This is a genomic window from Altererythrobacter sp. CAU 1778 (assembly GCF_054482795.1).
In genome coordinates this window covers 1,431,516-1,458,311 of the sequence record NZ_JBTLRP010000001.1, presented here as the reverse complement: position 1 = coordinate 1,458,311, position 26,796 = coordinate 1,431,516, and the positions used below count along the sequence as shown (strand labels likewise).

Here is a 26,796-nt window from a genome sequence, read left to right as displayed (position 1 = left end):
TTGATCAGTCTCCCGTCAGGATGCGCTCGACCAGCTCCTTCACGCTGGGCGTGTAGTTGTTCGAATAGAACGGATCCTGCTTGAAGCGGTAGGCCGCGTGGCCTGCAAAGGCGAGATTGTCGTCCGGATCTCCGCCGTGCGCGATGTCCTGCAAAGTCTTCTGGATGCAGAAGCTGCGCGGGTCGGCAAGGCGCCCGGTCGTGTGGTTGTCGTGATCCATCCAGCTCGAGAACTGGCAGTGCGACAGGCAACCCATGCAGCCCTGCTGGTCGGCACGGATGTGCTCGGCGCTCTCGGGGGTGACGAAGACGACCGTGTCGTCGGGCGTCTTCAGCGCCTCGGTGAAGCCTTCGTGCATCCAGCTCTGCGCCTTGCGCTGATCGCCGGGGTGCACGAAGAAATACTTGGCCTTGCCGTGGTCAGCCAGCGGAATGGTACCGTCTTCCTCGTCGCGCTTGAAGATCGGAATCTGCCGCTCGCTCCGGTGCATCAGATCGTAGAGGAACGGGGTCTTGACCGCGCTCGAATAGAAACCGGTGGGCGAGAATTTGTGCAGCAGGACGTCGCCCGGCTCGACCGTGCGGAGCATATCCTTCCACACTTGGGGGATCGGGCTTTCGCGGGTCAGAAGCGGCCGTGTGCCGAACTGGAAGGCGATCTTGCCGAGTTCGGGGTTATCGATCCAGTCGTTCCATTCGCGCAGGAACCAGACGCCTCCGGCCATGACGATGGCGGTTTCTTCCGAGACGCCTTCCTTGCGCATGGTGTCGCGAAGGTCCTTCACGCGCGGATAGGGATCCTGCGGCTCGCGCGGGTTCTCCGCGTTGGAAAGGCCGTTGTGCCCGCCCGCCAGCCAAGGATCTTCGTAAACCACTGCCGCCATGAGGTGCGGGACCTTCGAATAGCTGCGTTTCCACAGGGCGCGGAACGCGCGCGCCGAGCTGACGATCGGCAGGTAGTGCACGTTGTAATGCGCCGCGATCTCAGCAAGCTTGTAAGGCATACCCGCCCCGCAAGTGACGCCCGTTACCATGCCGGGACAGTTTTCGAGCACGCCTTCCAGCACACGCTGAGCGCCGCCCATTTCCCACAACACGTTGATGTTGATGGCGCCGTTGCCGCCAGCGATCTCGTGCGCGCGCTTTACCTGTTCGGTCGCGCCGTCGATGGCGTAGCGCACCAGCTGCTCGAACCGCTCTACGCGGGTCGCCTGCGGATAGATTTGCGGGATGGGGTTGCCGTCTTCGTCATAGCTGTCCGCATTCACAGCGCTGACCGTGCCGATCCCGCCCGCCGCAGCCCAGGCGCCGGAGCTTTCATGGTTGGTCGCAGACACGCCCTTGCCGCCTTCGACCAGCGGCCAGACTTCGCGACCGCCGTAATTGATCGGCTTCAAACCTTTGAAAGTCATAAATTTTCCTGTCCCTACGCCAGCAGGATCACTCGCTGGCGGCAATGGTTTCGCCGGGCTGGCTGCACGGTTCAATGTCGCCCGGATCGGGGCGCTCGCCTGAGGCTTCGAATTGCGCGTAATAGCCGGCGATTTCCGGCTTTCGGATGAATTCGACGAGCCTGAAGCCTACGGCCTCGAACTCGCAGAAAAGAAGTTTCGGATCGATCCCATGCTGGTCGGTCGGCCGGTCGACGTCAACCACGATCACCTGACCGCCACGCTTAAGCGCGGGTCGCAGACGCCACAGAAAAGGATAAGGCTCGCTGACCTCGTGGTACATATGGACGAGGAAAATGCGGTCGAAGCTCTTGTCGGGCAGCTTCGGATCGTCGGGCGAGCCGGGCTTGAGCGATACGTTGTCGAGCCGTTCGCGCTCCACCCGCGCGCCGAGACGCTTGAGCGCGCTCTCGTCGATGTCCTGCGCAAGGACCCGGCCCTGCTTGCCGACGCGGGCGGCCAGGCGGACGGTGTAATAGCCGTCCCCTGCGCCGATGTCGGCCACCGTCATGCCAGGCGCAATCTGGGCGAGGTCCATCACACGTGTCGCTTCGCGCCTGTCGTCGCGGGCCTGCTCGGTCGAGAAGGCATTGCCGCCAAGAACGGATACCGGGCGATAAGGGCGCGGAAACTCCATTGCCGTTGCCGGGCGATCATTGTCGGCAGGGCTGCAGCCTGCCAGCACCGCGAGCACGGGCAGCAAGACTGCGGACGGTTTCACTCGACGTCCTCTATCTCGACTTTCTCACCCGTCACGCGCTGCGCGAGAGCGGCGGAAACGAACGGATCGATGGCCCCGTCGAGCACGTCGCCGGGTGCGGTCGAGGTGACGCCGGTGCGCAGATCCTTGACCATCTGATAGGGCTGGAGGACGTAGCTGCGGATCTGGTGGCCCCAGCCGATCTCGCTCTTTTCCTGGTATTCGCCGCTGGCCGCCGCCTCCCGTTCGGCCATTTCACGTTCGAACAGGCGCGCCTTCAGCATCCCCATCGCGGTTGCGCGGTTCTTGTGCTGGCTGCGGTCGTTCTGGCTGGCGACGACGATGCCGGTCGGTTGGTGCGTGATGCGAACGGCGGAGTCGGTGGTGTTCACGTGCTGACCGCCTGCCCCGCTGGCGCGGTAGGTATCGATCTTCAGATCGCTTTCGTTGATCTGGATATCGATGTCGTCGTCGATGACCGGATAGACCCAGACCGAGCTGAAGCTCGTGTGCCGCCGGGCGGAACTGTCGTAGGGGCTGATCCGCACCAGGCGATGCACGCCGCTTTCGGTCTTGGCATATCCATAGGAATTCTCGCCCTTGATCAGCAGGGTGGCGGATTTGATGCCGGCCTGATCGCCTGCCTGATATTCGACCGTCTCGACCTTGAAACCGCGCCGCTCTGCCCAGCGTGCGTACATCCGCAGCAGCATTTCGGCCCAGTCCTGGCTTTCCGTCCCGCCCGCGCCGGCATGAATTTCGAGGTAGGTGTCGTTGCCGTCCGCTTCTCCGGACAGCAGCGCCTGAACCTTGTCGGCATCGGCCCGGTCGGCCAGCTTTTCCAGCGATGCGAGGCCGTCCGCGACAACATCGTCATCGCCTTCCGCCTCGCCCATTTCGATGAATTCGACTGCGTCGGCCATCTCCGCGGAGATCTGCCGGACGGTGTCGATCGCGTCCTTGAGCTGTTTCTGCTCGCGGCTGATGGCCTGTGCTTCCTTGGGATTGTCCCACAGCTTGGGGTCCTGCACACGCGCATCGAGTTCGTCGAGGCGGCGCAGGGCCTGTTCCCAGTCGAGCGACTTGCGGACCAGCGCCAGCGCGGCTTCGATGCGGTCGATATGGGCCTGCCCTTCGGCACGCATTACGTTCTCTCCATGACAATTGAGGCCCGCTTAGCGGAGCGTCGCGGCAGGCGAAAGTGCCCGAATGGACATTCGCTGACCCAAAAGCGCGCGTCTAGCGGCGTGCGGCCTTCATGGCCCGGACACGGGCGAGCGTGAGGCGGACGTGGTCGCGCCAGTCGAGGTCGGAGTGGACGAAGGCGATGCGCCCGTCCTGCCCGATGACGTAGCTCACGCGATTGGTAAGACCTGTCGACTTTCCTTCACGAATAAGATCGACGTCATACGCCTTGACCAGCGCGCTGCTGGCTGAAGCGACGGCAAATTCGTCGCGACATTCCTCGCGGCTGAAGCGGATCAGCGTGGGCAGATCGTCGTTCGACATACCGACGACCGTGGCGCCCGCAGCGCGGAAATCATCCATGGCTTCGGCAAAGGCATTGGCTTCCAGCGTGCATCCCTGAGTGTATGCTTTGGGGAAGAAATAGAGCACAACCGGCCCGTTACGCAGGGCCTTCTTCAAGTTGAAGCTCATGGGCTTGCCCGCCTTGGCACCGCGTGCCGTGAAGCCGGGAGCGTCTGCGCCGCGAGGCAACTCAGCTGCGAGCGGGGCGGAGGCGAGTGCGGCGAGGGCTGCCGTCAATGCGATCTTGCGAAACATGGCCGACTGATGGGCTTTCCTCGCGCCTCTGTCCAGCGCGACTTAGCGGCGCCGCACCGAGATCAGTAGATGCCGCCCTGCTCTTCCACGAAGTCGATCTGCTCCTCGACCACCTGGTTCTCGCGCGGGGCTGCGCGACGGATGGGTTCGCGCGCTGCGCGCAGCTGGGCGATGATCGTGCGGCGCAGCACTTCGACTTCGTCCTGTCGCTCCGTCCGGCGGGGTTCGGTATCCGGCTTGAAGGCTTCCCAGATAACATTGGCGCGAGGATCGTCGGACGGCGTGCCGTCGAACACCCGCGTTCCTGAGATACGGTCGACGCGCACCATTCGCACGCCTTCCGGTGCAACGAACGGACGCCCGCTCCACTTGTCGCGGCTTTCGCGCACGAACTGCTTGAAGATCGGCGCGGCCAGCGTGCCGCCCTGTGCGTAGCCGCCCATGTTGCGCGGCTGATCGAAGCCGAGATAAACGCCGGCCACAATGTCGGGCGATCCTCCGACGAACCACACGTTCGTCGGCCCGGTGGTCGTTCCGGTCTTGCCGAACAGCGGCATGTCGAGATCCCGCAGCACCGTCGCGGTGCCCCGCTGCACCACGCCTTCAAGCATGTGGACGGTCTGAAAGGCGGTGCGCGGGTCCATCACCTGCTTGCCCCGGGGCTTGAAGCGAGGCATCGCCTTGCCGTCCCACTCGGCCATGTTGCAACGCCCGCATTCGCGATTGTCGGCTTTCCAGATCACCTTGCCGCGGCGATCCTGCACGTAATCGATAACCGAAGTCTGGTTGAGCCGCCCGTGGTTCACCAGCGCAGCGTAACCGGCGACCATCTTCTCGACCGTCGTGTCGCCCGCACCGAGTGCGAAGGCAGGATAGGGTTCGTAGCTGCCGATGCCGACACGCTCGAACGTCTTGATGACATTCGGCATACCGGCGTCCATCGCGATGTGGACGGTCATCAGGTTGCGCGATTGCTCCAGCCCCCAGCGCATCGTGTGCTCTCCGCCACCGCCAGCGCCGCCGAAATTGCGGAAGCACTTCTGGCCGAGTTGCGAGCCCTGATAGTAGCAATAGGTCTTGTCCGGCACCATCGAAGCCGGGGTGAGCCCGTTGTCGAGGCCGGTTGCGTATACGAAGGGCTTGATCGTCGAGCCGGGCTGGCGCTGGGCCTGCGTCGCCCGGTTGAACGAACCGAGGCGGGAGTCGAACCCGCCCTGCATGGCAAGGATGCGGCCGGTGTGCGGATCGGCGGCGAGGAACGCGCCCGACACTTCCGGCACCGTGCGGACACGATAGCCGTTGCCGCTTCTGGAGGCCGCGACGACGTCACCGGCCTTCAGCGCATCGGGCAAGCCGGTCAGTGGAAGCTCTTCCCCGTTGGTAAACCCGATGGAGGCCGAGTTGCCGCTGCGCTGCGTGACGACACCGACGCGCCAGTCGTCGTAACTTATGCCGAGGTATGAACTGGCGAGCTGGCTCCGCCAGGGGCCGTCGTTCAGATCGATCGTCGCGATCGGACCCGTCCAGTCGCGCCCGCCCTGATAGCGCAACAGGCCGGCACGCAGAGCATCGCGAGCGGCGTTCTGCAACTCCATGTCGAGCGAGGTCCGCACCCACAAACCGCCGGCGTACACGCTGTGCGGGCCGTCTTCCGCTTTCTCGCCGTACTGGTCGATCAGTCGCCTGCGCACTTCCTCCAGGAAGTACCCTGCGTCGACCGAGCGAGTGCTGGATTGCTGCTCAACGAGGCCAAGCGGTTTGCTCTTGGCTTCGGCGGCTGCCGCGGCGGTTGCGAAATCATTGTCCACCATCTGGTCGAGGACGAAATTGCGCCGCGACAATGCGAGCTGTTCGTTCTGTGCGCGGCCATAACGCTCCGGCGCCTTGGGCAGGATGGCGAGGAAGGCCATCTCGTGCAGGTCGAGATCAGCCACGTCCTTGTCGAAATAGGCGCGCGATGCGGCCTGGACGCCAAAGCTGCGTCGGCCGAGCGGGATTTCGTTGAGATAGAGCTCGATGATCTGCTGCTTGTTGAGCACCCCTTCGATGCGGCGAGCGAGCAGCATTTCCTTCAGTTTGCGCGTGATCGAATATTCGTCACCGACGAGGATGTTCTTGGCCACCTGCTGCGTGATGGTCGAGCCACCGACGGCGCGTTCGCCGCTGCCGATCTTGCTGACATAGTCGATGACGGCGCCGACAAATCCGCCGAAGTCGATGCCGCCGTGGCTCCAGAAGGTCTTGTCCTCCGCTGCCAGATAGGCGTTGATGAGCGGGCGCGGAAAATCCTGGAACTGCAGCTGCACGCGGCGTTCGCGGGCGTAGGAATGGACGATCTCGCCATCCATCCCGCGCACCACGGTCGGCAAGGGCGGTTCGTAATCGACCAGCGTTTCGGCGTCGGGCAATCCGCTCGACAAGGCTATCCAGAGTGCGAGGAACGCGGCCAGCCCCAGCGCCACGAGGTAGCTCAGCCAGCGCAGCCACCGCTTTTCTCGCCAGTGAATTTTCGCGAACGACAACGCGCCCGACGCGTCGCGCCTGATTTTGTAGCGAAAATCGGTCTGTACGGATGCGTCTGACATGGTCGGCGCGGGCCTTAGCACGCCATTTCTGTCAAGTGCCAGAACGAAAAAGCACCCATCGTCAATTGCTGGACTGGCGGGCGAAAAAGACCCTGATCGCCTGCTCCAGCGTCTCCGACAACTTGCTGCGCTCAGCCTGCGAATTGAGCCGCTCGGCATCGCTCTCGTTGGAGACGTACCCAAGCTCGAACAAGACGGAAGGCATGTCAGGGCTGCGCAGCACGACGAAAGCCGCGGAGCGCACTGGATCGGTGTGGAACGGAATGTCGCCCCGCCCCTCCCGCACCAGGAGTTGTGCGAATTCGCGCGAACCGGCCTGCTTGCGGCGCTGGGACAGGTCGATAAGGATGTCGCTGACGGCGTCGCTCTGCTCCGCCATGTCGACGCCGTTGATACGGTCGGCGCGATTTTCGCGCGCGGCGAGCGCTGCTGCTTCGGGATCGCTGGCACGCTCCGAGCGGGTGTAGACGGTCGCCCCGGTCGCTTCCGTATTGTCGGCAGCGTCGGCGTGGATCGACACGAACAGGTCCGCGCCCAGGCGTCGGGCGATCGAGGCGCGTTCCTCCAGAACCAGAAAGCGGTCATCCTCCCTTGTCAGCGCCACGCGGATGCCGCCGTTTTCGACCAGGCGGTCGCGCACCTGCTTCGCCAGGGAGAGAACAATGCGCTTCTCCTGCACCGATCCCCGCACGGCACCCGGATCATGCCCGCCATGGCCGGCATCGATGACGACCAGCGGGCGGGACAGGTCCTGAGGTCCGGAAATATCGGGCAGGCCGATGCGGCTGTCGGGATCGGGCAGGCCGACCCTCACCACATAACCGCGTCCCAGCTCGGGGACGGGAATGGAAAGGCCAAACGCGTAGAGCGCCCCCATCAGCACCAGCGGGAGGGCAAACAGTGCGGGGATGGCTAGCCGCTGGAACATTGCTTGCGGGTTCTGAAGCGGTCGGGTCCTCGCGACAAGCAGGTTTTGGAAACTAACCACAAGCGCGACGCAATATGGTTGTGCAATGCAACCCATGCTGCTAGCCATATCGGTGCAAAGCGTTGCGACCGCTGAGCAGATCGGCATGGTTCGTTTTACCGAACTCTTTGCCGCCAACCTCAGCAGGCCCCGCCCCGCCCTATGCAATCCGTCTGCTGAAGAAAGCGGACGGCAATGAACAGGTTGATGCCGAAATGAGAAGTCCTGCACTTGCGCGAACGATACGGCTTTCCGGCCGTGTCGCCGTGTCGCCGTGCAGCACAGCGCGCTGGAACGATCCGCGCATTCTCATCTCCGCAGACGCAATTCGCACAGCGGCTCCGCTTTACGCGGGCCGCCCGAACCATCCATCCGCCCGACCGAGCGTCAATCGCTCCACCATCGGCGGATTTCATACAGAGAACCGCGCCGCTTCCTTCCTCAAGGGGGCGAGGCCGCGCGGACGGAGACATTTGAATGGCTACGCGCATGTTGATCGATGCGCGCCACGCGGAAGAAACCCGGGTGGCGGTGCTCAAGGGCAATCGTATTGAGGAATTCGACTTTGAATCTGCTGATCACAAGCAGATCAAGGGCAATATCTATCTCGCAAAGGTAACCAGGGTCGAACCCAGCCTTCAGGCTGCGTTCGTCGACTTCGGCGGCAATCGCCATGGCTTCCTCGCCTTCAGCGAAATCCACCCGGACTACTACCAGATCCCGCAATCGGACCGCGAAGCACTGCTCGCGGAAGAAGCCGAAGCTGCCGAGGAGGAAGCGCGTCTTCGCGCCGAGGAAGAAGACCGCGGGGAAATGCCCGGCGACGAATACGACGCCGATGACGAAAGCTCCGAATCCCTCGCCGAGGAAATCGCCGAGGACGGGCTCGAAGAAATTGACACGTCCGAAAAGGACGACGTCGCGACGATCGAGGAAGGCCATCTCGATGGCTCCGACGACGACGATGACGACGATCCCGACGAGGAAGAAAGCTCTCGCGGCAATGGCGGCCGTAGCCGTCGTGGACGCGGTCGTGGTCGCGGCCAGCAGAAGGCGCGCGACAAGAAGGTCGACGAAGTGCGCGAAAAGCGCATGGCGCTGCGCCGCCGTTACAAGATCCAGGACGTCATCCAGCGCCGCCAGGTTCTGCTGGTTCAGGTCGTCAAGGAAGAACGCGGCAACAAGGGTGCCGCACTGACGACCTATCTCAGCCTTGCCGGTCGCTACACCGTGCTGATGCCCAACAGCAGCCATGGCGGCGGTATCAGCCGCAAGATTTCGAGCGCGGCGGACCGCAAGCGTCTGAAGCAGATCGTTTCCGATCTCAGCCTGCCGAAGTCTATGGGGCTGATCGTTCGTACCGCTGGCCTCAGCCGCACCAAGACGGAAGTGAAGCGCGACTTCGACTATCTCGCCCGCCTGTGGGACGAGATACGCGAAAACACGCTCGGTTCGGTCGCGCCGGCGATGATCCATTCGGATTCGGACCTGATCAAGCGCGCCATCCGCGACATCTATAATCGCGAGATCGAGGAAGTGGTCGTCGAAGGGGAGGAAGGCTACAAGGCCGCCAAGGCCTTCATGAAGCTGCTCATGCCTAGCCACGCCCGGCGGGTGAAGGCCTATTCGGACCCGGTGCCGCTGTTCCAGCGCTACGGCGCGGAAGATCAGCTTTCGGCCATGTACGATCCGATGGTGCAGCTGAAATCCGGTGGCTACCTGATAATCAACCCGACCGAGGCGCTGGTGTCGATCGACATCAACTCGGGCCGGTCGACCAAGGAGCACGGGATCGAGCAGACCGCGCTGCACACCAATCTGGAAGCCGCGCGCGAGATCGCCCGCCAGCTGCGCCTGCGCGACATGGCCGGTCTCGTCGTGATCGACTTCATCGACATGGATTACACCTCCAACGTGCGGAAGGTCGAACGCGCGATGAAGGACGCGTTGAAGAACGACCGCGCGCGCATCCAGGTCGGTCGCATTTCCAGCTTCGGCCTCATGGAAATGAGCCGCCAGCGTCTCCGCACCGGGGTGCTGGAAGCGACGACGCGCGAATGTCCGCATTGCGACGGGACCGGGCTTGTCCGCCTTGCCTCGTCTGCGGGACTTTCGGCCCTTCGCCTGATCGAGGACGAAGCGGCCAAGGGCAAGGGTTCGGTGATTTCGCTTTACGCTTCGACCGAAGCGGCGGTGTACCTGCTCAATGCCAAGCGCGCCGACCTCGCCGAGATCGAGGAACGCTACAACGTCACCGTCGAAGTGATCCCCGAAGGCGAGAACGAAGGCGCGAAGATGCGCGTCCAGAGTTCCGGCCCGAAGCCCAAGGATCCGCCAAAGTTCGAACCGATTGTCGAAGACGACGATGACGATGTGGTGATCGAGGAAGATTACGACGACGAGGAAACGTTCGAGGAACGCGGCGACGATAACGGTGGCTCGAAGAAGCGCCGTCGCCGCCGTGGCGGTCGTGGCCGCAACAAGGGCCGCACGGGTGACGAAGGCGAAAGCTCCACGTCGGACAATGGCTCGGACTCCAATTCGGACGCCGGATCGGACAGCGGTCGTGACGAGGACTCGCCCTCTGATAATGAGGACGATGGCGAGCCGCGCAAGAAGCGTCGCCGCCGTCGCGGTGGCCGCGGGCGGAAGAAGAACGGCGAAGGTGCCGCTGTCTCGGAAGACAATGCCGAAGGCGACGCAGAAGCCGAGGCCGAGGCGGTGACTCGCGACGAGACGCCTGCCGAACCGCAAGCGGAAGAAGCGCCGGTCGAAAAGCCGAAGCGCAAGCGGGCGCCGCGCAAGAAGAAGGTCGAAGCGACCGATGAAGTCGCAGAGCAACTGCAGGACGACATCGCCGTCGTTGCCGGACCGGACGATGCTCCGCAGACAGCCGAAGCGGCCCAGACCGAAGCGGCGGAAACCGTGGAGAAGCCCAAGGCCAAGCGCACGCGCAAGCCGAAGGCCGATACCGCCCCGAAGAAGCCGCGTGACAAGGCCAAGGCCGCTGTCGAAGCAAAGCCGGAAGCCGAGCCGGAAGTCGCACCGATCGCTCCGGCTCCGGAAGTCGCTGCCGCTCAGGCGGAGGTTGCCGAACCCGTTGCGAACGATGCCGCTGGCGACAGCGAAGCCAAGCCGCGCCGCGGTTGGTGGCAGCGCACCTTCGGCGAATGAACCAAAGATCCCGCGCACGGTGTTGCAAAACCTGCGCGCGGGACTTTCCCATTTTGCGAGGCTCCGGCGCTTGAGTTAGCCCGGACTTGCGTTAGATAGGCGTCCAAACCAACGCTGGATCGAGACGACGATGGCCACTTTCACGCTCCCCAAGAACAGCAAGATCACCAAGTCCGGGCAGGTGCACCGGGCGCAAGGGGCCAGCCGCGTCAAATCCTTCAAGATCTATCGCTACGATCCCGACAGCGGCAAGAACCCGCGCTACGACACCTTTGAAATCGACCTCGACGAATGTGGTCCGATGGTTCTCGACGCGCTGTTCAAGATCAAGAACGAGATGGATCCGACGCTGACCTTCCGCAGGTCTTGCCGCGAAGGCATCTGCGGTTCGTGCTCGATGAACCTCAACGGCAAGAACGGGCTCGCCTGCACCACGGCGATCGAAGATCTGAAGGGCGAGATCCGCATCACGCCCCTGCCCCACATGGAAGTGATCAAGGATCTCGTTCCCGATTTCACGCACTTCTACGCCCAGTATGCCTCCATCCGGCCCTGGTTGCAGACGGTATCTCCGACGCCGAGCGGCAAGGAGCGTCTGCAATCGCCGGAACAGCGCGAGCAGCTCGACGGGCTTTATGAGTGCATCCTGTGCGCCTGCTGTTCGACCGCATGTCCCAGCTATTGGTGGAACAGCGACAAGTTTCTCGGCCCCGCAATCCTGCTCCAGGCCTATCGCTGGCTGGCAGACAGCCGCGACGAGATGACGGGAGAGCGGCTCGACGAGCTAGAAGACCCCTTCCGCCTCTATCGCTGCCACACGATCATGAACTGCGCGAACGTCTGTCCGAAGGGTCTTTCCCCGGCCAAGGCGATTGCCGAAACGAAAAAGATGATGGCCGAACGCCACATCTGACCGGCAGGTGAAAAACCCGCCGAGCTTTTTCGATTGTGCGCCTGTGCCCGGTGAACCGGGCTGGTTCAGCTGGAACTTGGTCGACGACCGCCGCTTCAATCAGCAGGTCATGGGGCCGCTCAAGGTGCGCAGCGACGGGGACCGTGCGCGCCTGCGTATGACGCCGGAATTGCGGCACTCCAACCTGCAGGACATGATCCACGGCGCGGTGACGCTTTCGCTGATCGACATTGCCCTGTTCGCCGGAATGCACGTGCTGGGCGACGGGGATGCGGGCATGGCAGTGACGCTCGAGTTGTCGACGCAGTTTGTTGGTGCCGGGCGCATGGACGAACCGTTGGATGCCGTTGTCGAGAAAGTGCGAGAGACCGGGCGATTGATGTTCCTGCGCGGCGAAGTCGTCCAGAGCGATCATGTGGTCGCGGCCTTTTCCGGCATTATTCGCAAGGCTTCCCGAAAGTGAGCGGAATGCTGCGCCGCTATATGGCATTGGTTTCGGCGGGCGAGCTTCGGCCGGATCCGAACCAGCAGGCGGCGGCCACCGCGCTCGACGATCTGCAAAGCTCGCTTGAACGCAGAACGGAAAAACCGGGCCTGCTCGGTGGCCTGTTCGGCAAGAAGCCTGCCCTTCCGCGCGGCCTGTACATCTGGGGCGGCGTCGGGCGCGGCAAGTCGATGCTGATGGACCTGTTCATCGAGACGCTCGATATCGAGCGCAAGCGCCGCGTACATTTCCACGCCTTCATGCTGGATGTCGACGAGATGATCCGCGGCGAGCGGGCGAAGGAGACCGGCGACCCGATAATGCCGGTCGCTGCGCAGATCGCAGACAAAGTGCGCTGCCTCGCATTCGACGAAATGGTGGTAAACAACACAGCCGATGCGGCGATCATGAGCCGCCTTTTCACCGCTCTCATCCGCGACGTAGGCGTGACGGTCGTCACCACGTCCAACCGCCCGCCCCGCGACCTCTACAAGGACGGGCTGAACCGGAGCCTTTTCCTGCCCTTCATCGACCTGATCGAAGAAGAACTCGACGTGATCGAGCTGAACGGACCGACCGACTATCGCCTCGACCGGCTTGGCGGGCTCGACAGCTGGCACACGCCGCTGGGGGAGGAGGCGACCGCGCAGGTGCGCGAGGCTTTCTTCCGTCTGACCGACTACAAGCCCGAAGATGCCGATCACGTCCCCTCGACGGAGCTTGACCTTGGCGGGGGGCGCTCCTTGCACGTTCCGAAGAGCCTGAAAGGGGTCGCCGTTTTCAGCTTCGCCCGGCTTTGCCGCGAGAACCGTGGAGCGGCGGACTATCTCGCGATCGCCCGCGCCTATCACACCGTCATCGTCGTCGGCATTCCCCGCATGGGGCCGGAGAACCACAACGAGGCGATCCGTTTCACCAAGCTGATCGATGCGCTTTACGAAAATCGCGTAAAACTGTTCGCCACCGCCGCTGCGGACCCGGAGGAGCTGTACACCTCTGGCGAAGGCAGCTTCGAGTTCGACCGCACGGTCAGCCGCTTGAAGGAAATGCAGAGCGAGGCGTACCTTGCGCTGGGACACGGCGCGGAGGCTTGAAACCGCTCCGGCGCTGACTACCTCAGGCGTATTCCGGCGGTCCCCCTTTTCACTCCAGACCCGCCGAGGTGGATGATTGCCATGATCGACGTCCGACCCTTCGACAGCCTTGGTGCTGCCGACCACGGCTGGCTGGACGCCCGCCATCATTTCAGCTTCGCGAATTACTACGATCCCAACCGCATGGGCTGGGGCAGCATTCGCGTGTGGAACGATGACACGATTGCCGCGCGCAGCGGCTTCCCCCCTCACCCGCACAGCGACATGGAGATCGTCACCTTCGTTCGTACCGGAGCGATCACGCACAAGGATTCGCTCGGAAATCAGGGCCGCACCGGCGCTGGCGACGTGCAGGTGATGAGCGCGGGTACCGGTATCACCCATGCGGAATACAACCTGGAAGACGAAGCGACGACGCTGTTCCAGATCTGGATCATGCCCGACCGACAGGGTGAGGCACCCGGATGGGGCCAGCGCGAATTCCCGCGCTCCAACCGGGCGGGCGGGTTCTCCATCGTCGCCAGCGGCACACCCGACGCGGACGACGCCTTGCCGATCCGCACCGACGCGAAGGTCGCGGCCGCGACGCTCGAGGCTGGGCAAAGCGCCGTGTGGCAGACCGATGGCTCGCGCCACCAGTATCTCGTTTCGCCCACTGGCCGCATCCGCGTGAACGGGGTCGAAGCGCAGCCGCGCGACGGTGTGGCGATCACCGGAGAAGACGAGATTACCGTCGAGGCAATCGACGATTGCGAAATCGTGATGGTCGACGCGCGCTAGTCTATACCGAGATGCTTGAGCGATCGTTCGAGCATCAGCAACTGCCACAGCGTGCGGCCATGGTCGCGGCGGCCGGAGATATGTTCTTCGGCCATCCGCTCCAACGGCTTGCGGTCGAACCACCCCGTGCGGGCGATTGTCGCATTGTGAGCAATCGCCCGCGCGTCCCCCGCAAGCGGCCCGCGCAGCCATTGGGCGACCGGCGTCACGAAGCCCTGCTTGGGCCGGTACAGGATGTCGTCGGGCAAGTAGCTCTCCATCGTTTTCTTGAGCACGTACTTGCCTTGCGCGCCGCGAATGCGCTGCCGTTGCGGCAGGCGCGCGGCGAATTCGATCAGGCGGTGGTCGAGCAAAGGCTCGCGCGCTTCGAGGCTTACAGACATGCTGGTGCGGTCGGTCTTGGTAAGAATGTCGCCCGGAAGCCAGAACTTCAGATCGGCATATTGCGCGCGGTCCAGCCCGGTTCGAGCGGGTGCGCCCTCCATCATGGCGATCAAAGGATGCTCAGCCCGATATTCGCCCCGGATCCGGGCAAAGTCGTCAGTGTAAAGGTGCTCTCGCTGTTCAGGTGAGGTGATAGCGAGCGCCCGCGCGTAACCTTCCGCCCCGTCGCTGGCGAGTGACTGGAATGTCGATTTGAACCGCAGCGGTCGCGGGGCCCAGTCGGCCTTCGGGTAAAACCGTCCAAGCGCCGAGAATACGGGCTGGCGCACGGCGGAGGGAAGCAGCGCCCTCGCCTGTTCTTCGCGCGCGTGGAACACCTGGCGACGGTAACCGGCAAAGGCTTCGTCCGCCCCATCGCCGGACAGCGCCACGGTGACCTGCTCGCGCGCGAGTTGCGAAACCCGCCAGGTCGGCAGGGCCGATGCATCGGCGAAAGGCTCATCGAACATGGCGCTCAGGCGGTCGATCTCGACGAAATCCTCAGAGCCGACCCTGCGCATACGGTGGTCGCAGCCGAACAGTGATGCGACCTTTTCGGCGTGGCCCGTTTCGTCGACCTCGGCAGCGTCGAAGCCGATAGAGCAACTGCGAACAGGCGCACGGCTCGCTTCCGCCATCAACGCGACGACGGAGGAGGAGTCTACCCCGCCGGAGAGGAACGCCCCAAGCGGTACGTCCGCCACCATGCGCGACGTGACCGCCTGCCGCATCAGGTAGAGCAATTCCGCCTCGATATCGGCGGGTTTGCGAGTGTCGCGTTCTGCAAAGGACACGTCCCACCACTGGCGCGGTTGCGGTAGGGGCTTGTCGTGCTCCAGCAGCATGGCATGACCCGCTGGCAACTTGCGAACCGACTTCAGAATGCTGCGATGGTCAGGAACGTAGCCCCAGGTCAGATAGTCCTCGATGGCGAGCGGATCGACGTCGCGCCGCAACTGCGGATGCGCCAGCAAGCCCTTGAGTTCCGAAGCGAACGCGACGCTGCCGTCGCTGAGTTCCGCATAGAACAATGGCTTCACGCCCAGTCTGTCGCGCGCCAGCAAGAGGCGGCGCTGGCGATGGTCGTAGAGCGCGAAGGCGAACATTCCGTGCAGGTGTTCGAGACAGTCCACGCCCCAGCGCGCGTACGCCGCAAGGATGACTTCGGTGTCGCCGTCCGTGCGGAAATTTGTGCCTTGTGCGACAAGCTCCTTCCGCAACTCGCGGAAGTTATAGATCTCGCCGTTGAAGACGATCGTGGCCTGCTCGTCCGTCGAATGCATCGGCTGCGGCGAGCCTTCGAGATCGATGATGGAGAGGCGGCGATGGCCGAGGCCCACGCCCTGCGCGGTCCACACGCCCGATCCGTCCGGCCCACGATGAGCGAGCGCATCCGTCATGCGGCCGATGCGCGCGGGATCGACCGGCTTGGCCGTTCCGCAGTGAAAGATCCCGGCGATGCCGCACATGGTGCTTGCGTTACTGCCCGTGCATCGCTGCGTCTACTATCGCGCCCGGCCCGCCGGCATCGCGCAGGAATTGCCCCATTGCCCTGCGAGAGGTGACTTCACTGCCTTCACCGGAGACTATGACCATCGCAACCGGCTGCGCATCGAACAGCAGCTTGTCTGTCAGCACGCCGAGTTTGAACTGGGCGCGGGAGGCGCTGATCTTCCCGTCTCGGATGAAAGCCGTGGCGGCGGATCGCCTTGTCGTGCCCTCGGCTTGCATGACGGTCGTCGGCAGCCCGGCAAGGGGCGCAGCATCCTGCAACCAGCGCCAGGGGCTGTCCGGAGTAAGGGCGCCTTCGCCATAGCTCGCCGGATCTGCTTCGTCCGAAGTGTGCGAATACATGGCTACGAACAGGTCGACGGTCTGACCGTCCCCGCTGCGATAGCGGGCAAGGATGCGATGGTCGGCTCCGCTCGCACGCGGTTCCCACCAGATATCGGGCGCGTAGTCTTCCTGCGTCCAGCCCGGAACGGCGGGTGCATAGATCTGCTCCGGCACCTGTGCGCGACTGGCGCTGGCGAGGTACGCCCAGCCTCCGGTGATCAGAACCAATGCCCCCGTCGCCAGGATTAAGAATCGGGGCAAGACCTCGCGACGTTCCAATGCCGCGATCCACCGGTTGGAGCGGATCGCCTCCAGATCCACCACCGCCGCCCCCGGCGCGCGGTCGAAGAACCGCCAGCCGAGCGCCAGCGTAAGTGCCATGACGAGTGCGAAGAAGATCCAACCGTAAATGATATGGTCGAAGCCGGCGGCCCGGTCGATGCCCACGATCTGCGCCATGTAGATCGTGCCCCAGGCTCTTAGCCCGTTGGCAACGATCGGGACCGCGATAGCCAAGGCCAAGAAGCCCGCACGCCGTTTCCAGCTTCGGAACGCGACGTTGCAGACAAGCGCCCCCAGCGCCACCATCGCGACGAGGAACTTCACTCCGGAGCAGGCCTCTGCCACCTCGAAAAGTCCCGCTGGGGTGTCGATGAAGACCCCGTCGATCTCCGCCGGAATGCCGCTTGCGTGAGTGAGCCAGATGACGATCCGGGCCGTGACCATCTGCATGGTGGGGACCAGTTCGTCACCGAACGGAACGAGGAAGACCATGTACAAGATCGGAAATATCAAGGCATAGCTGGCCCGAAGACCCAACGCCGTGATGACCGCGAACTGAAGCATCGCCACCGCCGCAGCCTGCGCGCCGAGATCGAAACCAGCGAGCCGCGAAAGCAGCCAGACGAAGCACGTCCCCGCCAGACCGATCAGACCCGGCCACCAGACCCGCGGTGCGACCGTTCGCACTTGCTCCCAACGCATCGCGACCAGCCAGCCGAGTATCAACGGCACCAGCAGGATATGGTTGTAGGTGGAACTGTTCCACCATTGCCCCAGCATGTTGGCCCAGTCGCGACCTGCCAGAATGACCAGCGCCGCGGCGACAAGGGCCAGACGCTTCAGCGCCGATTGCCACTCACGCGGGATGGTGCGCGAACCCGGTTTGGCAGCGCCGCCCATAGGCACAGCGGCTTCATGCGGCATCGCGCGTCTCAGCCGTCGGTCGCGGCAGCACCAGTTGCGGGAGAGCGGCCAATTGCGCATCCCAACTCTTGTGCACCAGCACGAATTTGCGAGCGGACATGGCAATCGCAGATCGCTTCGCAGGATCGGTGCACAGGCTGACGAGGTGTTCCGCGAGCTGTTCGTCGCGCTCTCCGATCAGCAAATGTTCGCCATCCGTGGCACCGATCCCCGTCGCGGCCTGCGGCGTGAGCACGACAGCGCATTTCATCGCCATGCCTTCCAGCACCTTGTTTTGCACGCCACGCGCAATCGCAAGAGGAGCCACCATCGCCGTTGCATGCGCGATGAAGGGGCGCACGTCCGCAACTTCGCCCCAGACGGTCACACCGGCGACGCGGTCAAGTGCCCTGACTTCTCCCGTAGGAGCGCGTCCGACGATGTGGAAATGTGAGGCAGGCAGGCGTTTCCGGACGAGCGGAAGTATATGCCTGGCTGCCCGCTGTGCCGCGGCGACGTTCGGGGCGTAGTCCATCTGCCCGGTGAAGACGAAGTGCGGCCCCTCGCCTGTGTACGGCGAACCGTCGGAAACCTCGGCGGGATCGAAATGGGTGGCGTCTATGCCGTTGGACACCGCTGCCACCTTCGCTTCGGGAGCGTCGATCCGCTGGCGCAGCAGCTCAGCCTCGCTCTCGCTTACGAGAAGGGTGACCGCCGCGCGTCGCGCGAGCTTTCGTTCTTCACTGGCGAGGAGACGTCCTTCGCGCGCATCGATCCAGCTGCGCGGACCTTGGCCATCCTTGGCGTAGGCTTCGAACTTGGCAGAATCGACGTCGCAAAGGTCGATCACGACGCGCCGGCCAAAGCTGGCAGGGATGTATTGCCCCATCTGCCCGGAGAAAACGAAAACTGTTTCGATATTGCGTTCCGCTATCGTGCGCTCGACGAAGCGCGAGATTGCGGGGTTATGGAACGCCGTCAGGCTTACCGGCAGGCCGCGCAGAAGTGCCTGTGCCCCCGCGACCGCCATCGGCTTGCTGCGGCGAACCAGGCAGTGGCTGGCGCAGTTGTCGTTCAGCCATCCGGCGGCGTTCATGTCGGCATCGCTCTCGCCGAAGCAGGCGAGATGCACCGGCGCCAGCTGGGCCAGGGATTTGAGCAGATGGTGCGACCGGATCTTGTCCCCCCGGTCGGGCGGCCATGGCACGCGATGCGCTAGGAAGAGAATGTCGCCCATTGATGTGCGCTTCTCAGCCCAGCCCGCGCGAGATCATGGGACCAAGCCGGTTTGCGACTGGCAGTGGCAGCTTCTGCCACAAAGCGCTGAGGAGGCTGTTGCCCGCGCTCGTCGGATCGGCGTCCCGCTGCGGCGTTCCGGGTTGGTTCCAGCGAGAATAGGTCAGAGGTTGCGGTTCGAATCCCCAGTTTCTCTTGAAGTTGTAAGGCCCGCTTCCGGTCTTGGATCGGCCAAAATCGAACCGTGAGCACCCGCGCTTCCCCGCGTGGAGCATGAGCCGATAATACATCACGTCGTTGGCGCGCAGGAAGCGGGCGGAAGGCGTACCACCGCCCCAATACGGCAGTACAGCGCCGTCATGGTAGAGCGACAGTACGCTGGCGACCGGCGCGCCTTCGTGCAGAACGGTGAGAATATCCGCGTCCAGGCAGTCCAGCACCGCATCAAACAGGGCGCGCGGAAACACCGGCGTGCCGAGATTGCGAACGCTCTCCGCGTAAACGGAGTAATGCGAGGCGCGGTCCTGTTCGCCCTTACCGATCCGCACCTCGAGATCGTTCGCCAGTCCCTTGCGAACCTCCGCGCGCTGCTTGCGTGGAATGGAGAGGAGTTGCGCCTCGTCGTCGTCGGCAAGATCGCTGGCGAAGCCGCTGTGTTTGCCCGAAATTGCATCCCAGCCGTCGGGCGTCATGCCGCCGCGCAGTTCGATCGTCGGACAGGAACGCGCAATCGCGAGGTCTTCAGCCGCTAGGTGCAATGCGCGCGCGGCGCGAGCGTCGCTTGCCAGGATGCCGCCTCCGACTGCGAAACCGCTCGACGCGAGCATCCGTCCGAAGATCGGGCAGTGAATGAGGTGGAGGGGGAGCCAACCCCGGATCGCAGCACCTTCCGTTGCCAGAAGGCCCAATGGCTCGTTTCCGGTTCCTTCGGCAATCGCCGTCAACCATGCCGGACGATGGAACACGCTGCCGCCATTTGCCGCGACGAACGCTTCGATCCGCGCGACCTCGTCAGGCTGATCGAGCCGGACTTGCCCGACTGTTGGTCCGATATGGCGGAACGGCGCGTTCATGCCGCCTCGGCGGCAACGCGCTGCGCCTCCCGGTGCGCGATTACATCCATACGGCTCCACTCGAACTCGGCGATGACGTCGCGCAGCTTGTCCGCCATTGTGTCGAGATTGGTGTAGTGACGCAGGCGCGATTTCAGGCGTGCTCCGGCAACGCGGGGCTGGCCGGGGTCGATCTCCCACGGGTGGAAGTAAAAAACTGCCGGTCGCTGGTCGCGCGTGTTCACCTGCCGGATGGCCCAGCGCGAGAAGGCGTATGGGAGCACGCGGAAGAAGCCCCCTCCCCCTGCGGCCAGGCGCTTGCCAGCGAACTCCGCAGTGGTGACGGGGATTTCCACGATGTCGGCCCAGGGCAGCGGCTTGAAAGCGAAACGCGGGGCTTCGCGCCAGCCGTAATGGTCATGGGCAATCGGAGCGACGCTGCTGGAGTAGACATAGCCCTGTTCCGCAAGTTCGGCGTAGGCCCACGGCGTGCGATGATCGATCGAGAAACTGGGTGCTCGATACCCGGAAATGCTAACGCCTGATGCATCCTCCAGCACCTTGCGCGAGATCTCAAGGTCCTTTGCGAACGCCTTCCGATCAAGCGTAAAAACTCGCGCGTGGTCCCAGCCGTGGCTGGCAAGTTCGTGTCCGCGTGCGACAATGTCCTGCATCAAGGCGCCGTGGCGTTTTGCCACCCATCCCAGCGTGAAGAATGTCGCCTTGACGTCGGCTGCATCGAACAGGTCGAGCACTTCGCGCGTGTTGCGATCGACCCGGTCAGTCAGGCCCGACCAGTCGTCGCGCGCAATCACGTCCTCGAACGCGCCGACCTGGAACCAGTCTTCGACATCGACCGACAGGCCGTTCACGATGCGGGGGAAGGAGGACACGCGCGGTTCCTCCGTCACGCCGCCATGGAGGCGCCGGTTTCACCCTCGACCCACTCGATCAGCATGATCAGCGTGTGGCGCATGGCCGCTTCCTGTTCGGAGAGCTTGGCTTCGAGCGCAGCGAAGCGGTCGTTCAGATCCTCGCCGTCACCGCTCGAGCCCTTCGCTGCCTGTATGGAGGAAAGTTCGTCGGAGAGTTCGATAACCGCCTGTTGCAGTTCGGCAATCTTGTCATCACGGTCCTTGATCAGCGCGACCACCTCGTCCGGATCGACTGCCTTTGCAGCCAGGTCCGCCAGGCTGGCGTCTTCGCGCCGACGACCGAGGGAGCGGCGCTGCACCTTGATCGGTTCCGGAGCCGGGCCCGGCTTCGGCATCGGCTTCGGCGCAGCGGCGGGAAAGGCATTGTCCTCGCTCATCTCGTCGAGGACGGCCTTGAGCATGGCTGCATCGATGCGCGAGCGCTGCTCCACCGCGCCAAGCAGCATCAGCCGATTGGCGAGCTGGTTGATCTTGCGTGGCACCCCGCCGGTAGCCTTGGCGAGCTCCGTGAAAACACGCTGATCCCATGCCGGATTGCCCTGCCACCCTACGTGGGCGAGACGGTGCTTGATGTAGGGCTCGATCTCCTCCGCTTCCATCGGGTCGAGGTGATGCGTGGCGATAACCCGCTGGCGCAGCTGCTCCAGCGCGTTGCTGTTCTGCAGCGTGTCGCGAAACTCCGGTTGCCCCAGAAGCAGCGTTTGCAGCAGCGGGTGAGAGCCGAGCTGAAAATTGGAGAGCATCCGCAGCTCTTCCAGCGCATCGACCGAAAGGTTCTGGGATTCGTCCATCACCAGCAGGCAGCGACGCCCCTCGCGCGCCTCGCTGTGGAGGAACCCCTCGATGGCGGCGAGCGCGGAGGCCTTGTCATGCCCGTCGATGTCGAGGCCGAAACTGCGCGCGACGACGTGAATGATCTCGTCCTCGTCCAGCTTGCTGGTAACGATCTGCCCGATGGTCAGCTCTTCGGGCGACACGCTGGAGACGAGATGCGCTACCAGCGTCGACTTGCCTGCCCCGACCTCACCGGTGATGACAATGAAGCCTTCGCTCTGCGCCAGACCGTATTGCAGGTAGGACAGCGCCTTGCGGTGCGTGCCGCTGGGGAAATAAAAGGCCGGGTCCGGCGTAAGCTGGAAAGGCTTGGCGTGGAGGCCGTAAAAGTCTTCGAACATCATTCTTTCCTTGTGCGACCTCAGAACGAATAGCGCAGGCCGAGCTGGGCCGAGGCGGTCCAGTAGTCTTCGAGCTGATCGCGGGTAATGCCATCGAGGCTGACCGCGACGGAGCCTTCAAGCGCATCGAGAATATTGCGAGCGTAGATCCCGTTCGCGCCGTAGATCGTGGCGTCGTTCAACGGGCTGAGCCCGCTTTCGAACCAGTTGGCGTAGATTGTCCCGCTGAAGCTGGAGCGCCGGTCCAGCTGCGCGCCGACGAAGGCATTCACCCAATAGGTTTCGTCTGTGAGACCGTCGGCTGCCTCCAGGACGGTGCCCTGCGCGGCATAGAAGCGGCGACGGTCGTATCCGGCGCCGATGCCGGTGGAAATGCGGCCAAGCTGCTCCGTGGCGCTGACCTGCACGCCCCGACCGCGGAATAGCGAGGAACGGACCGATCCAAGCACGCCGGAAAGGCAGTTGCCGCCCTCCTCGCTCGCCACGCAATTGTCGAGATCGCCAGTAACGGAATTGCGGATTGCGCGGAAGCTGGTGGGCAGGTTGTCCAGCGCATTGGTGATCTGGCCGCCGAACCCGGTAACATTGTCATAGGCCGACACGTTGATCGAAAGCCGCTGGTTCGGCCGATAACCGAAGCTGCCGTAATAGGTCGTCGAGCCGTAGCGGCGACCGACGTGGGCTTCCAGTGCGGTACGGTTGCTGGGGCGCCACATCACGCCTGCGTCCCAGATAATGCCGTCCGCTTCGTAAGCGATACGCCGCGGTGCGGTGCCGTCGGTCACGTAGCGGCCATCGTTCCCGATGACCGCTGCACCGGAGGCTTCGCGAACCGCGTCCCGGCTCGATAGCTCGACATTCTCGTAACCCACACCGCCCATCAGGGCGACGTCGCGCGTGATCGGTACGGTCACGTCGACGCGGCCGTAGAGATCGCGCGCCCGCTGATCGAGATTGGAGATATCCTCCTGAAAAAGGCCTGCCGCCGCAGTAACGCCGACAGGCAGAACCTCGCCCGCGCGCGTTCCAGCGCTGAGCTGGGCTGACTGCACGATGCTCTCGTCAAAGGCGTCGATCGGGTCGGAGCCCGGCCTGATGGCGACCGCATCGTTGCTGTCGACGCGCGTATAACCCGCGCGATAACCTGCATTGACTGCGACATCGCCCGCGCGTGTCGATACGCTCGGACCGGCGTATACGGAATAGACGGTGCTTGTCTGGCTGTCGTCCTGCGTGACCAGTGGCGAGACATTGCCCCGGTCGAAGCGGGACCGGGTGGCGAGTGCGCCCGCGTCCACCGTCACCGTTTGCGGCACGACTTCGGCGGAAATGCGCGCAACGCCGGAGAGATAGTCGCCCTGCACCTTGTCGTCGCCGTAACCGATGCGCCGCTCGTAGCGCAGCGAGACGCCGCCAGCGGTGCGGTTGCCGACGATATTGGCTTCGACGCCCGCCGCCACGCGCGAATAGGTGACAGTATCGTCACCCGGCGAAAGTTCCGTCGTCAGAACCTGTGCCACTTCGATGTAGGGCGTCACTTCGGTGCGGGCAGCGGCACTGCCGCGCGTGCCAGCTTCGTCCAGGCCGGAGGAATCCTGCGCGAATGCCGTTTGCGGCACAGCACTGGCTACAAACAGGGTAGCGAGGCGCAAAGTGGTCACCTTTGCCACGATCATCCGCCGTATCCGTAATAGGATCCAAACCGGCGACCGCTGGGGCTGAAGTGCGCGGCATTGAGCAGCAGCTTGATATCCGGGCAGTTCGACAGCAGTTGCACGGCATCTTCCAGCGCGGACTGACCGGTGCGGTCCGCACGCGCTACCAGCAGCGCCTGCCCGGCGTGACGCGCCAGATCGGCGGCAGGCGAAGCAGCCAGCGCTGGCGGGCTGTCGAACAGGATGATGCGCCTGGGCGCACCCTGCGTCAGCCGGGCAAGCACCTTTGCGGTTGTGTCCGAGGCGATATATTCGCTGTCGGCATCGGTCTGTTTGCCCGCAGGCAGAACGAACAGGCCGGGGATGTCCGTGCGGATCACGAAATCCTCGACCTTGGCCTGAGGATCGACGATCGCGTCGAGGAACCCCGGACCGGTGGCCAGGCCGAGGGTGGAAAGCACGCTGGGCTTGGCGACATCAGCGTCAACCAGCACCACTTCGCACTCCCGCTCCGCCGCCATGGCGAGCGCAAGGTTGACGGCGCAGAAGGTTTTTCCCTCACCGGTGTGAGGCGAGCAGACCAGCACGCGCTGCGCGCGCTCGCGCGTCTTCACGTCGCTCGACGCCTGCCCCTGCCGCGCGGACTGGAGCACCTGCCGTTTCACGATACGGAATTCTTCGAGCAGACCGCTGACGGGCGCTTCCGGCACGATCATGCCGAGATCGGCCAGGCCCGCACGATCGACCGTCTGGATGGGACCGCTGAACGAAACGGGGTCGGGCTCCGGCACGCGCGCGGCGGGCGCGGTGGCCTCTTCCGCGCGGGTTGGCAAAGTTTCCTCGGCATCCGCATCCACCGCTGGCTTCACCATCGGCACCTTGATCGCGGGGCGGGCCATGCGCTTGCCAGCCTTGGCGATCAGATCTGCGGGCACGGGCGCGGGCTTGAAGCCCTTGTCGTCCCCGGCCTGAGATCGTTCGAGCAGTGACTTGCCGCTCGGCAGCGGGATCTTGCTGTGTTCAGTCATAGTCCCTGCCCCCTCAAGCCACGGTCACGCGCTGGGCGAATTCGACGACAAGCAGCAGGACGAACATTCCGCCCAGTCCCGCGCACGCGCCCGCAAACTGCCGCGCGCGCTTGCGGCGCAGTTCGCGACCGGCCTGGTTGAAGGTCATCGAGATCGTGCCGAGCACCGGCAGGTCGAGCGCGTCTTCCAGCTTGCCAGCCGTCGCAAAGGTATTTCGAAGCAGGCTGATGGCAAACCCAGCACCGATGCCGCCGGCAATCCCCAGAACGAGCACACCGAAGAGCCACAGCGGCCTGTTCGGCGCTGCGGGCGAGCGAGGCGCTGTGGGCGGATCGATAACCTCGAACTTGATGGCGCTACGCTCGGTTTCGACCTGTCCGCGCAGTTTCAATTCTTCGCGATCCTGCAGCAACTCTTCGTATTTCTTCTGCAGCACCTCGTAGTCGCGGCTGATGCGCTGCGCCTCTGCGGCAACGGCAGGCTCCGCGGACTGGCTCGCGGTCGTGGCCATGATCTCGGACTGGAGCGCCGCGCGGCGGGCGTTGAGCGCCTGCAGGTTAGCATCGCGCTCCGACTTGATCGACAGAAGCGAACTGTACGCCGGATTGGGCATGGAGCTGGTCCCGCCGCCTCCCGACATGAGCTGCTGTTCGCGCATCAGTTCCACCTGCTTGCGCGCGGCAACGACGTCGGGATGGCTGTCGGTCAGACCGCGTGCCCACAGACCTGCCAGATTGGCCTGCGCCTGCGCGAGCCCCGCCGCCGGGCCGCTTTCCGCCCCGCCGGGAATGGCGATGGTGCGGGGTGTTCCGGCAAGCTGGCCGTTGATCGAGGCAAGCGCGCTTTGCGCGGCGGCAAGGTCGGCCTCCACGCCGCGCAGTTCGGTGCGCGTCGTGTCGAGCTTGCTCGCAATGGCCGTGGCCCCGCCCATCAGGTCGGGATGCTGGGCTTCGAAAGCGAGGCGGCTCTGCTCGGCCGCTTCGAGTTCCTTCTGACGTGCAGCGAGTTGCTGATCGAGGAAATCGAGCGTTTCGCTCATCTCGCCGCGCCCGCTGGTAAGGTTCTCCTCGCGGAAGATGTCGATCATCTTCGTTACGATGTCCTGCGCCAGGACCGCATTCTCCGCCTCGGACAGTTCGGAACGTCCGGACGCTGCCGTGATCTCGAACAGATCGTCCTGCTCGGACTTGACGGAGATGTCCTTGGCGAGCCGTTCGATCGCGATCTGCATTTCACGCGGCGAGGTGACCGTTTCACCGATGCGCGTGTTCTTGATAACCTGTTCCAGATTGACCGCGCTGACGAGCGTCTGGCGCACGCGTTCGATATCGCGCTGGCGGCTCCCCGCGCCGATGCCGATCTGGTCGGCAAGCACGTCGTCGAGCTGCACGAACAGACGCGCGCGCGATTCGTAGCTGTTCGGAACCATCGCGACTGCCAGCCAGCCAAGAGCGCAAATGCCCCAGGCGACGGCGATCACCAGCCACCGTCGGTGCCATACCGAGTAAGCGGCGGAGCGCAGTTCTTCGAAGATCTGGTTCATCGGATGCGGCTTCCGGTCAGAACATGCTTTCCGGGATAATCACGACATCGCCGGGCATGAGCATCACGTTGGCGCTGCTGTCGCCATCCTTCAGGAGGTCGGAAAGGCGCAGCTTGTATTCCTTCTGCGCGCCGGTCTGCTTTTCGAACCGGATCAGCTTGGCGCGGTTACCGGAGGCATATTCCGAAAGGCCGCCAACCGCGATCATCGCGTCGAGAATCGTCATGTTGGCGCGGTAGGGAATGGAAGCCGGCTTCTCGGTCGCGCCGACGACGCGGATCTGCTGACTGAACGTCCCGGCAAATTCGTTGACGATGACCGAAACGATCGGGTCCTGGATATATTGCGACAGCGCGACCTTGATGTCGTTCTGGAGCATGGTCGGCGTCTTGCCCACGGCGGACATGTCGGTAACCAGCGGGGTGGTAATCCGTCCGTCAGGGCGGACCTGGACCTTCGCGCCCAGTTCCGGATTGCGCCAGACATGGATGGTCAGCTCGTCGAGCGGACCGATCACATACTCTTCACCCGGCCCCTCTTGCGCCGTCACGAACTGCGCGGGGCGCAGTTCGTTGGTCGCCGTGGAAGATGCACAGCCACTGAGGACAAGGCCGCTCAAGGCGATGGCGGTGACGGGAAGATTCGTGCGGAAAATCGACATGGAAAGCCCTTGCAAAAACTGCCCTGTTCCGCGTCAGCCGCCGACCGGCCGATCCGCGGAGATCGGTTCAGAAGCGCTGATCGTCGAAAAGGGTGAACATCCCGTTAGTCTTGGCGCAAAACCACGCGAAACGGC

General features: G+C 63.9%; 21 protein-coding genes. 5 read left to right on the top strand and 16 right to left on the bottom strand.

What is annotated here, in order from left to right; translation table 11 throughout:
• Window positions 1–4: 4 nt before the first annotated feature.
• From ACXYN8_RS06880 to ACXYN8_RS06855, 6 genes are all read right to left on the bottom strand, one after another.
• A complete protein-coding gene (locus ACXYN8_RS06880; protein ID WP_458888598.1) occupies window positions 5–1,411 on the bottom strand; it encodes an NAD(P)H-dependent flavin oxidoreductase in 1,407 nt (468 codons plus the stop codon).
• Between the two features lie 28 nt (window positions 1,412–1,439).
• The gene (locus ACXYN8_RS06875) at window positions 1,440–2,171 is read right to left on the bottom strand and encodes a class I SAM-dependent methyltransferase (protein WP_458888597.1); all 732 of its coding nucleotides are present in this window, start codon (window positions 2,169–2,171) and stop codon (window positions 1,440–1,442) included.
• Window positions 2,168–3,295, bottom strand: a complete 1,128-nt coding sequence (prfB, locus tag ACXYN8_RS06870) for a peptide chain release factor 2 (RefSeq protein WP_458888596.1) — start codon at window positions 3,293–3,295, stop codon at window positions 2,168–2,170. Before prfB ends, ACXYN8_RS06875 begins: the two co-directional genes overlap by 4 nt.
• A gap of 94 nt (window positions 3,296–3,389) precedes the next feature.
• Window positions 3,390–3,935: a peroxiredoxin gene (locus ACXYN8_RS06865; RefSeq protein WP_458888595.1), complete on the bottom strand. Its 546-nt coding sequence runs from the start codon at window positions 3,933–3,935 to the stop codon at window positions 3,390–3,392.
• Between the two features lie 62 nt (window positions 3,936–3,997).
• Window positions 3,998–6,520, bottom strand: a complete 2,523-nt coding sequence (locus ACXYN8_RS06860) for a penicillin-binding protein 1A (protein ID WP_458888594.1) — start codon at window positions 6,518–6,520, stop codon at window positions 3,998–4,000.
• A gap of 61 nt (window positions 6,521–6,581) precedes the next feature.
• A complete protein-coding gene (locus ACXYN8_RS06855; RefSeq protein WP_458888593.1) occupies window positions 6,582–7,448 on the bottom strand; it encodes an N-acetylmuramoyl-L-alanine amidase family protein in 867 nt (288 codons plus the stop codon).
• 516 nt (window positions 7,449–7,964) lie between these two features.
• Between ACXYN8_RS06855 and ACXYN8_RS06850 the strand changes: the two genes are divergently transcribed.
• From ACXYN8_RS06850 to ACXYN8_RS06830, 5 genes are all read left to right on the top strand, one after another.
• Window positions 7,965–10,661: an Rne/Rng family ribonuclease gene (locus ACXYN8_RS06850; protein WP_458888592.1), complete on the top strand. Its 2,697-nt coding sequence runs from the start codon at window positions 7,965–7,967 to the stop codon at window positions 10,659–10,661.
• 130 nt (window positions 10,662–10,791) lie between these two features.
• Complete coding sequence (locus tag ACXYN8_RS06845; protein ID WP_458888591.1) at window positions 10,792–11,574, top strand: succinate dehydrogenase iron-sulfur subunit; 783 nt, start codon at window positions 10,792–10,794, stop codon at window positions 11,572–11,574.
• A 7-nt stretch (window positions 11,575–11,581) separates the two neighbouring features.
• A complete protein-coding gene (locus tag ACXYN8_RS06840) occupies window positions 11,582–12,037 on the top strand; it encodes a PaaI family thioesterase (RefSeq protein WP_458888590.1) in 456 nt (151 codons plus the stop codon).
• Window positions 12,034–13,152 (top strand): cell division protein ZapE, encoded by a 1,119-nt coding sequence (gene zapE, locus ACXYN8_RS06835; RefSeq protein ID WP_458888589.1) that lies wholly within the window; start codon window positions 12,034–12,036, stop codon window positions 13,150–13,152. Before ACXYN8_RS06840 ends, zapE begins: the two co-directional genes overlap by 4 nt.
• 81 nt (window positions 13,153–13,233) lie before the next feature.
• Complete coding sequence (locus ACXYN8_RS06830) at window positions 13,234–13,932, top strand: pirin family protein (RefSeq protein ID WP_458888588.1); 699 nt, start codon at window positions 13,234–13,236, stop codon at window positions 13,930–13,932.
• On the opposite strand, the gene ACXYN8_RS06825 is transcribed toward ACXYN8_RS06830, so the two are convergent.
• The 10 genes from ACXYN8_RS06825 to ACXYN8_RS06780 are packed head-to-tail and all read right to left on the bottom strand — an operon-like array spanning window position 13,929 to window position 26,661.
• The gene (locus ACXYN8_RS06825; RefSeq protein ID WP_458888587.1) at window positions 13,929–15,824 is read right to left on the bottom strand and encodes an XrtA/PEP-CTERM system amidotransferase; all 1,896 of its coding nucleotides are present in this window, start codon (window positions 15,822–15,824) and stop codon (window positions 13,929–13,931) included. The genes ACXYN8_RS06830 and ACXYN8_RS06825 overlap by 4 nt on opposite strands.
• Before the next feature lie 10 nt (window positions 15,825–15,834).
• Entirely contained in the window at window positions 15,835–17,373 is a 1,539-nt protein-coding gene (xrtA, locus tag ACXYN8_RS06820) for an exosortase A (RefSeq protein ID WP_458888586.1), read from the bottom strand.
• Window positions 17,374–17,386: 13 nt separating this feature from the next.
• Entirely contained in the window at window positions 17,387–18,613 is a 1,227-nt protein-coding gene (locus ACXYN8_RS06815; protein WP_458888585.1) for a TIGR03087 family PEP-CTERM/XrtA system glycosyltransferase, read from the bottom strand.
• A 13-nt stretch (window positions 18,614–18,626) separates the two neighbouring features.
• Entirely contained in the window at window positions 18,627–19,685 is a 1,059-nt protein-coding gene (locus tag ACXYN8_RS06810; RefSeq protein WP_458888584.1) for a FemAB family XrtA/PEP-CTERM system-associated protein, read from the bottom strand.
• The gene (locus ACXYN8_RS06805) at window positions 19,682–20,539 is read right to left on the bottom strand and encodes an XrtA system polysaccharide deacetylase (RefSeq protein ID WP_458888921.1); all 858 of its coding nucleotides are present in this window, start codon (window positions 20,537–20,539) and stop codon (window positions 19,682–19,684) included. The genes ACXYN8_RS06810 and ACXYN8_RS06805 overlap by 4 nt, the downstream gene beginning before the upstream one ends.
• 32 nt (window positions 20,540–20,571) lie before the next feature.
• Window positions 20,572–21,774 carry an XrtA/PEP-CTERM system-associated ATPase gene (locus ACXYN8_RS06800; protein ID WP_458888583.1) on the bottom strand — a complete coding sequence of 401 codons (1,203 nt, stop codon included), beginning with the start codon at window positions 21,772–21,774 and terminating at the stop codon, window positions 20,572–20,574.
• A gap of 20 nt (window positions 21,775–21,794) precedes the next feature.
• On the bottom strand, window positions 21,795–23,444 hold the full coding sequence (locus ACXYN8_RS06795) for a porin family protein (RefSeq protein WP_458888582.1): 1,650 nt from the start codon (window positions 23,442–23,444) through the stop codon (window positions 21,795–21,797).
• A 2-nt stretch (window positions 23,445–23,446) separates the two neighbouring features.
• Window positions 23,447–24,457: a P-loop NTPase family protein gene (locus ACXYN8_RS06790; protein ID WP_458888580.1), complete on the bottom strand. Its 1,011-nt coding sequence runs from the start codon at window positions 24,455–24,457 to the stop codon at window positions 23,447–23,449.
• Window positions 24,458–24,470: 13 nt separating this feature from the next.
• Entirely contained in the window at window positions 24,471–26,000 is a 1,530-nt protein-coding gene (locus tag ACXYN8_RS06785) for an XrtA system polysaccharide chain length determinant (RefSeq protein WP_458888579.1), read from the bottom strand.
• A 16-nt stretch (window positions 26,001–26,016) separates the two neighbouring features.
• Window positions 26,017–26,661: an XrtA/PEP-CTERM system exopolysaccharide export protein gene (locus ACXYN8_RS06780; RefSeq protein ID WP_458888577.1), complete on the bottom strand. Its 645-nt coding sequence runs from the start codon at window positions 26,659–26,661 to the stop codon at window positions 26,017–26,019.
• Between the last annotated feature and the right edge of the window lie 135 nt (window positions 26,662–26,796).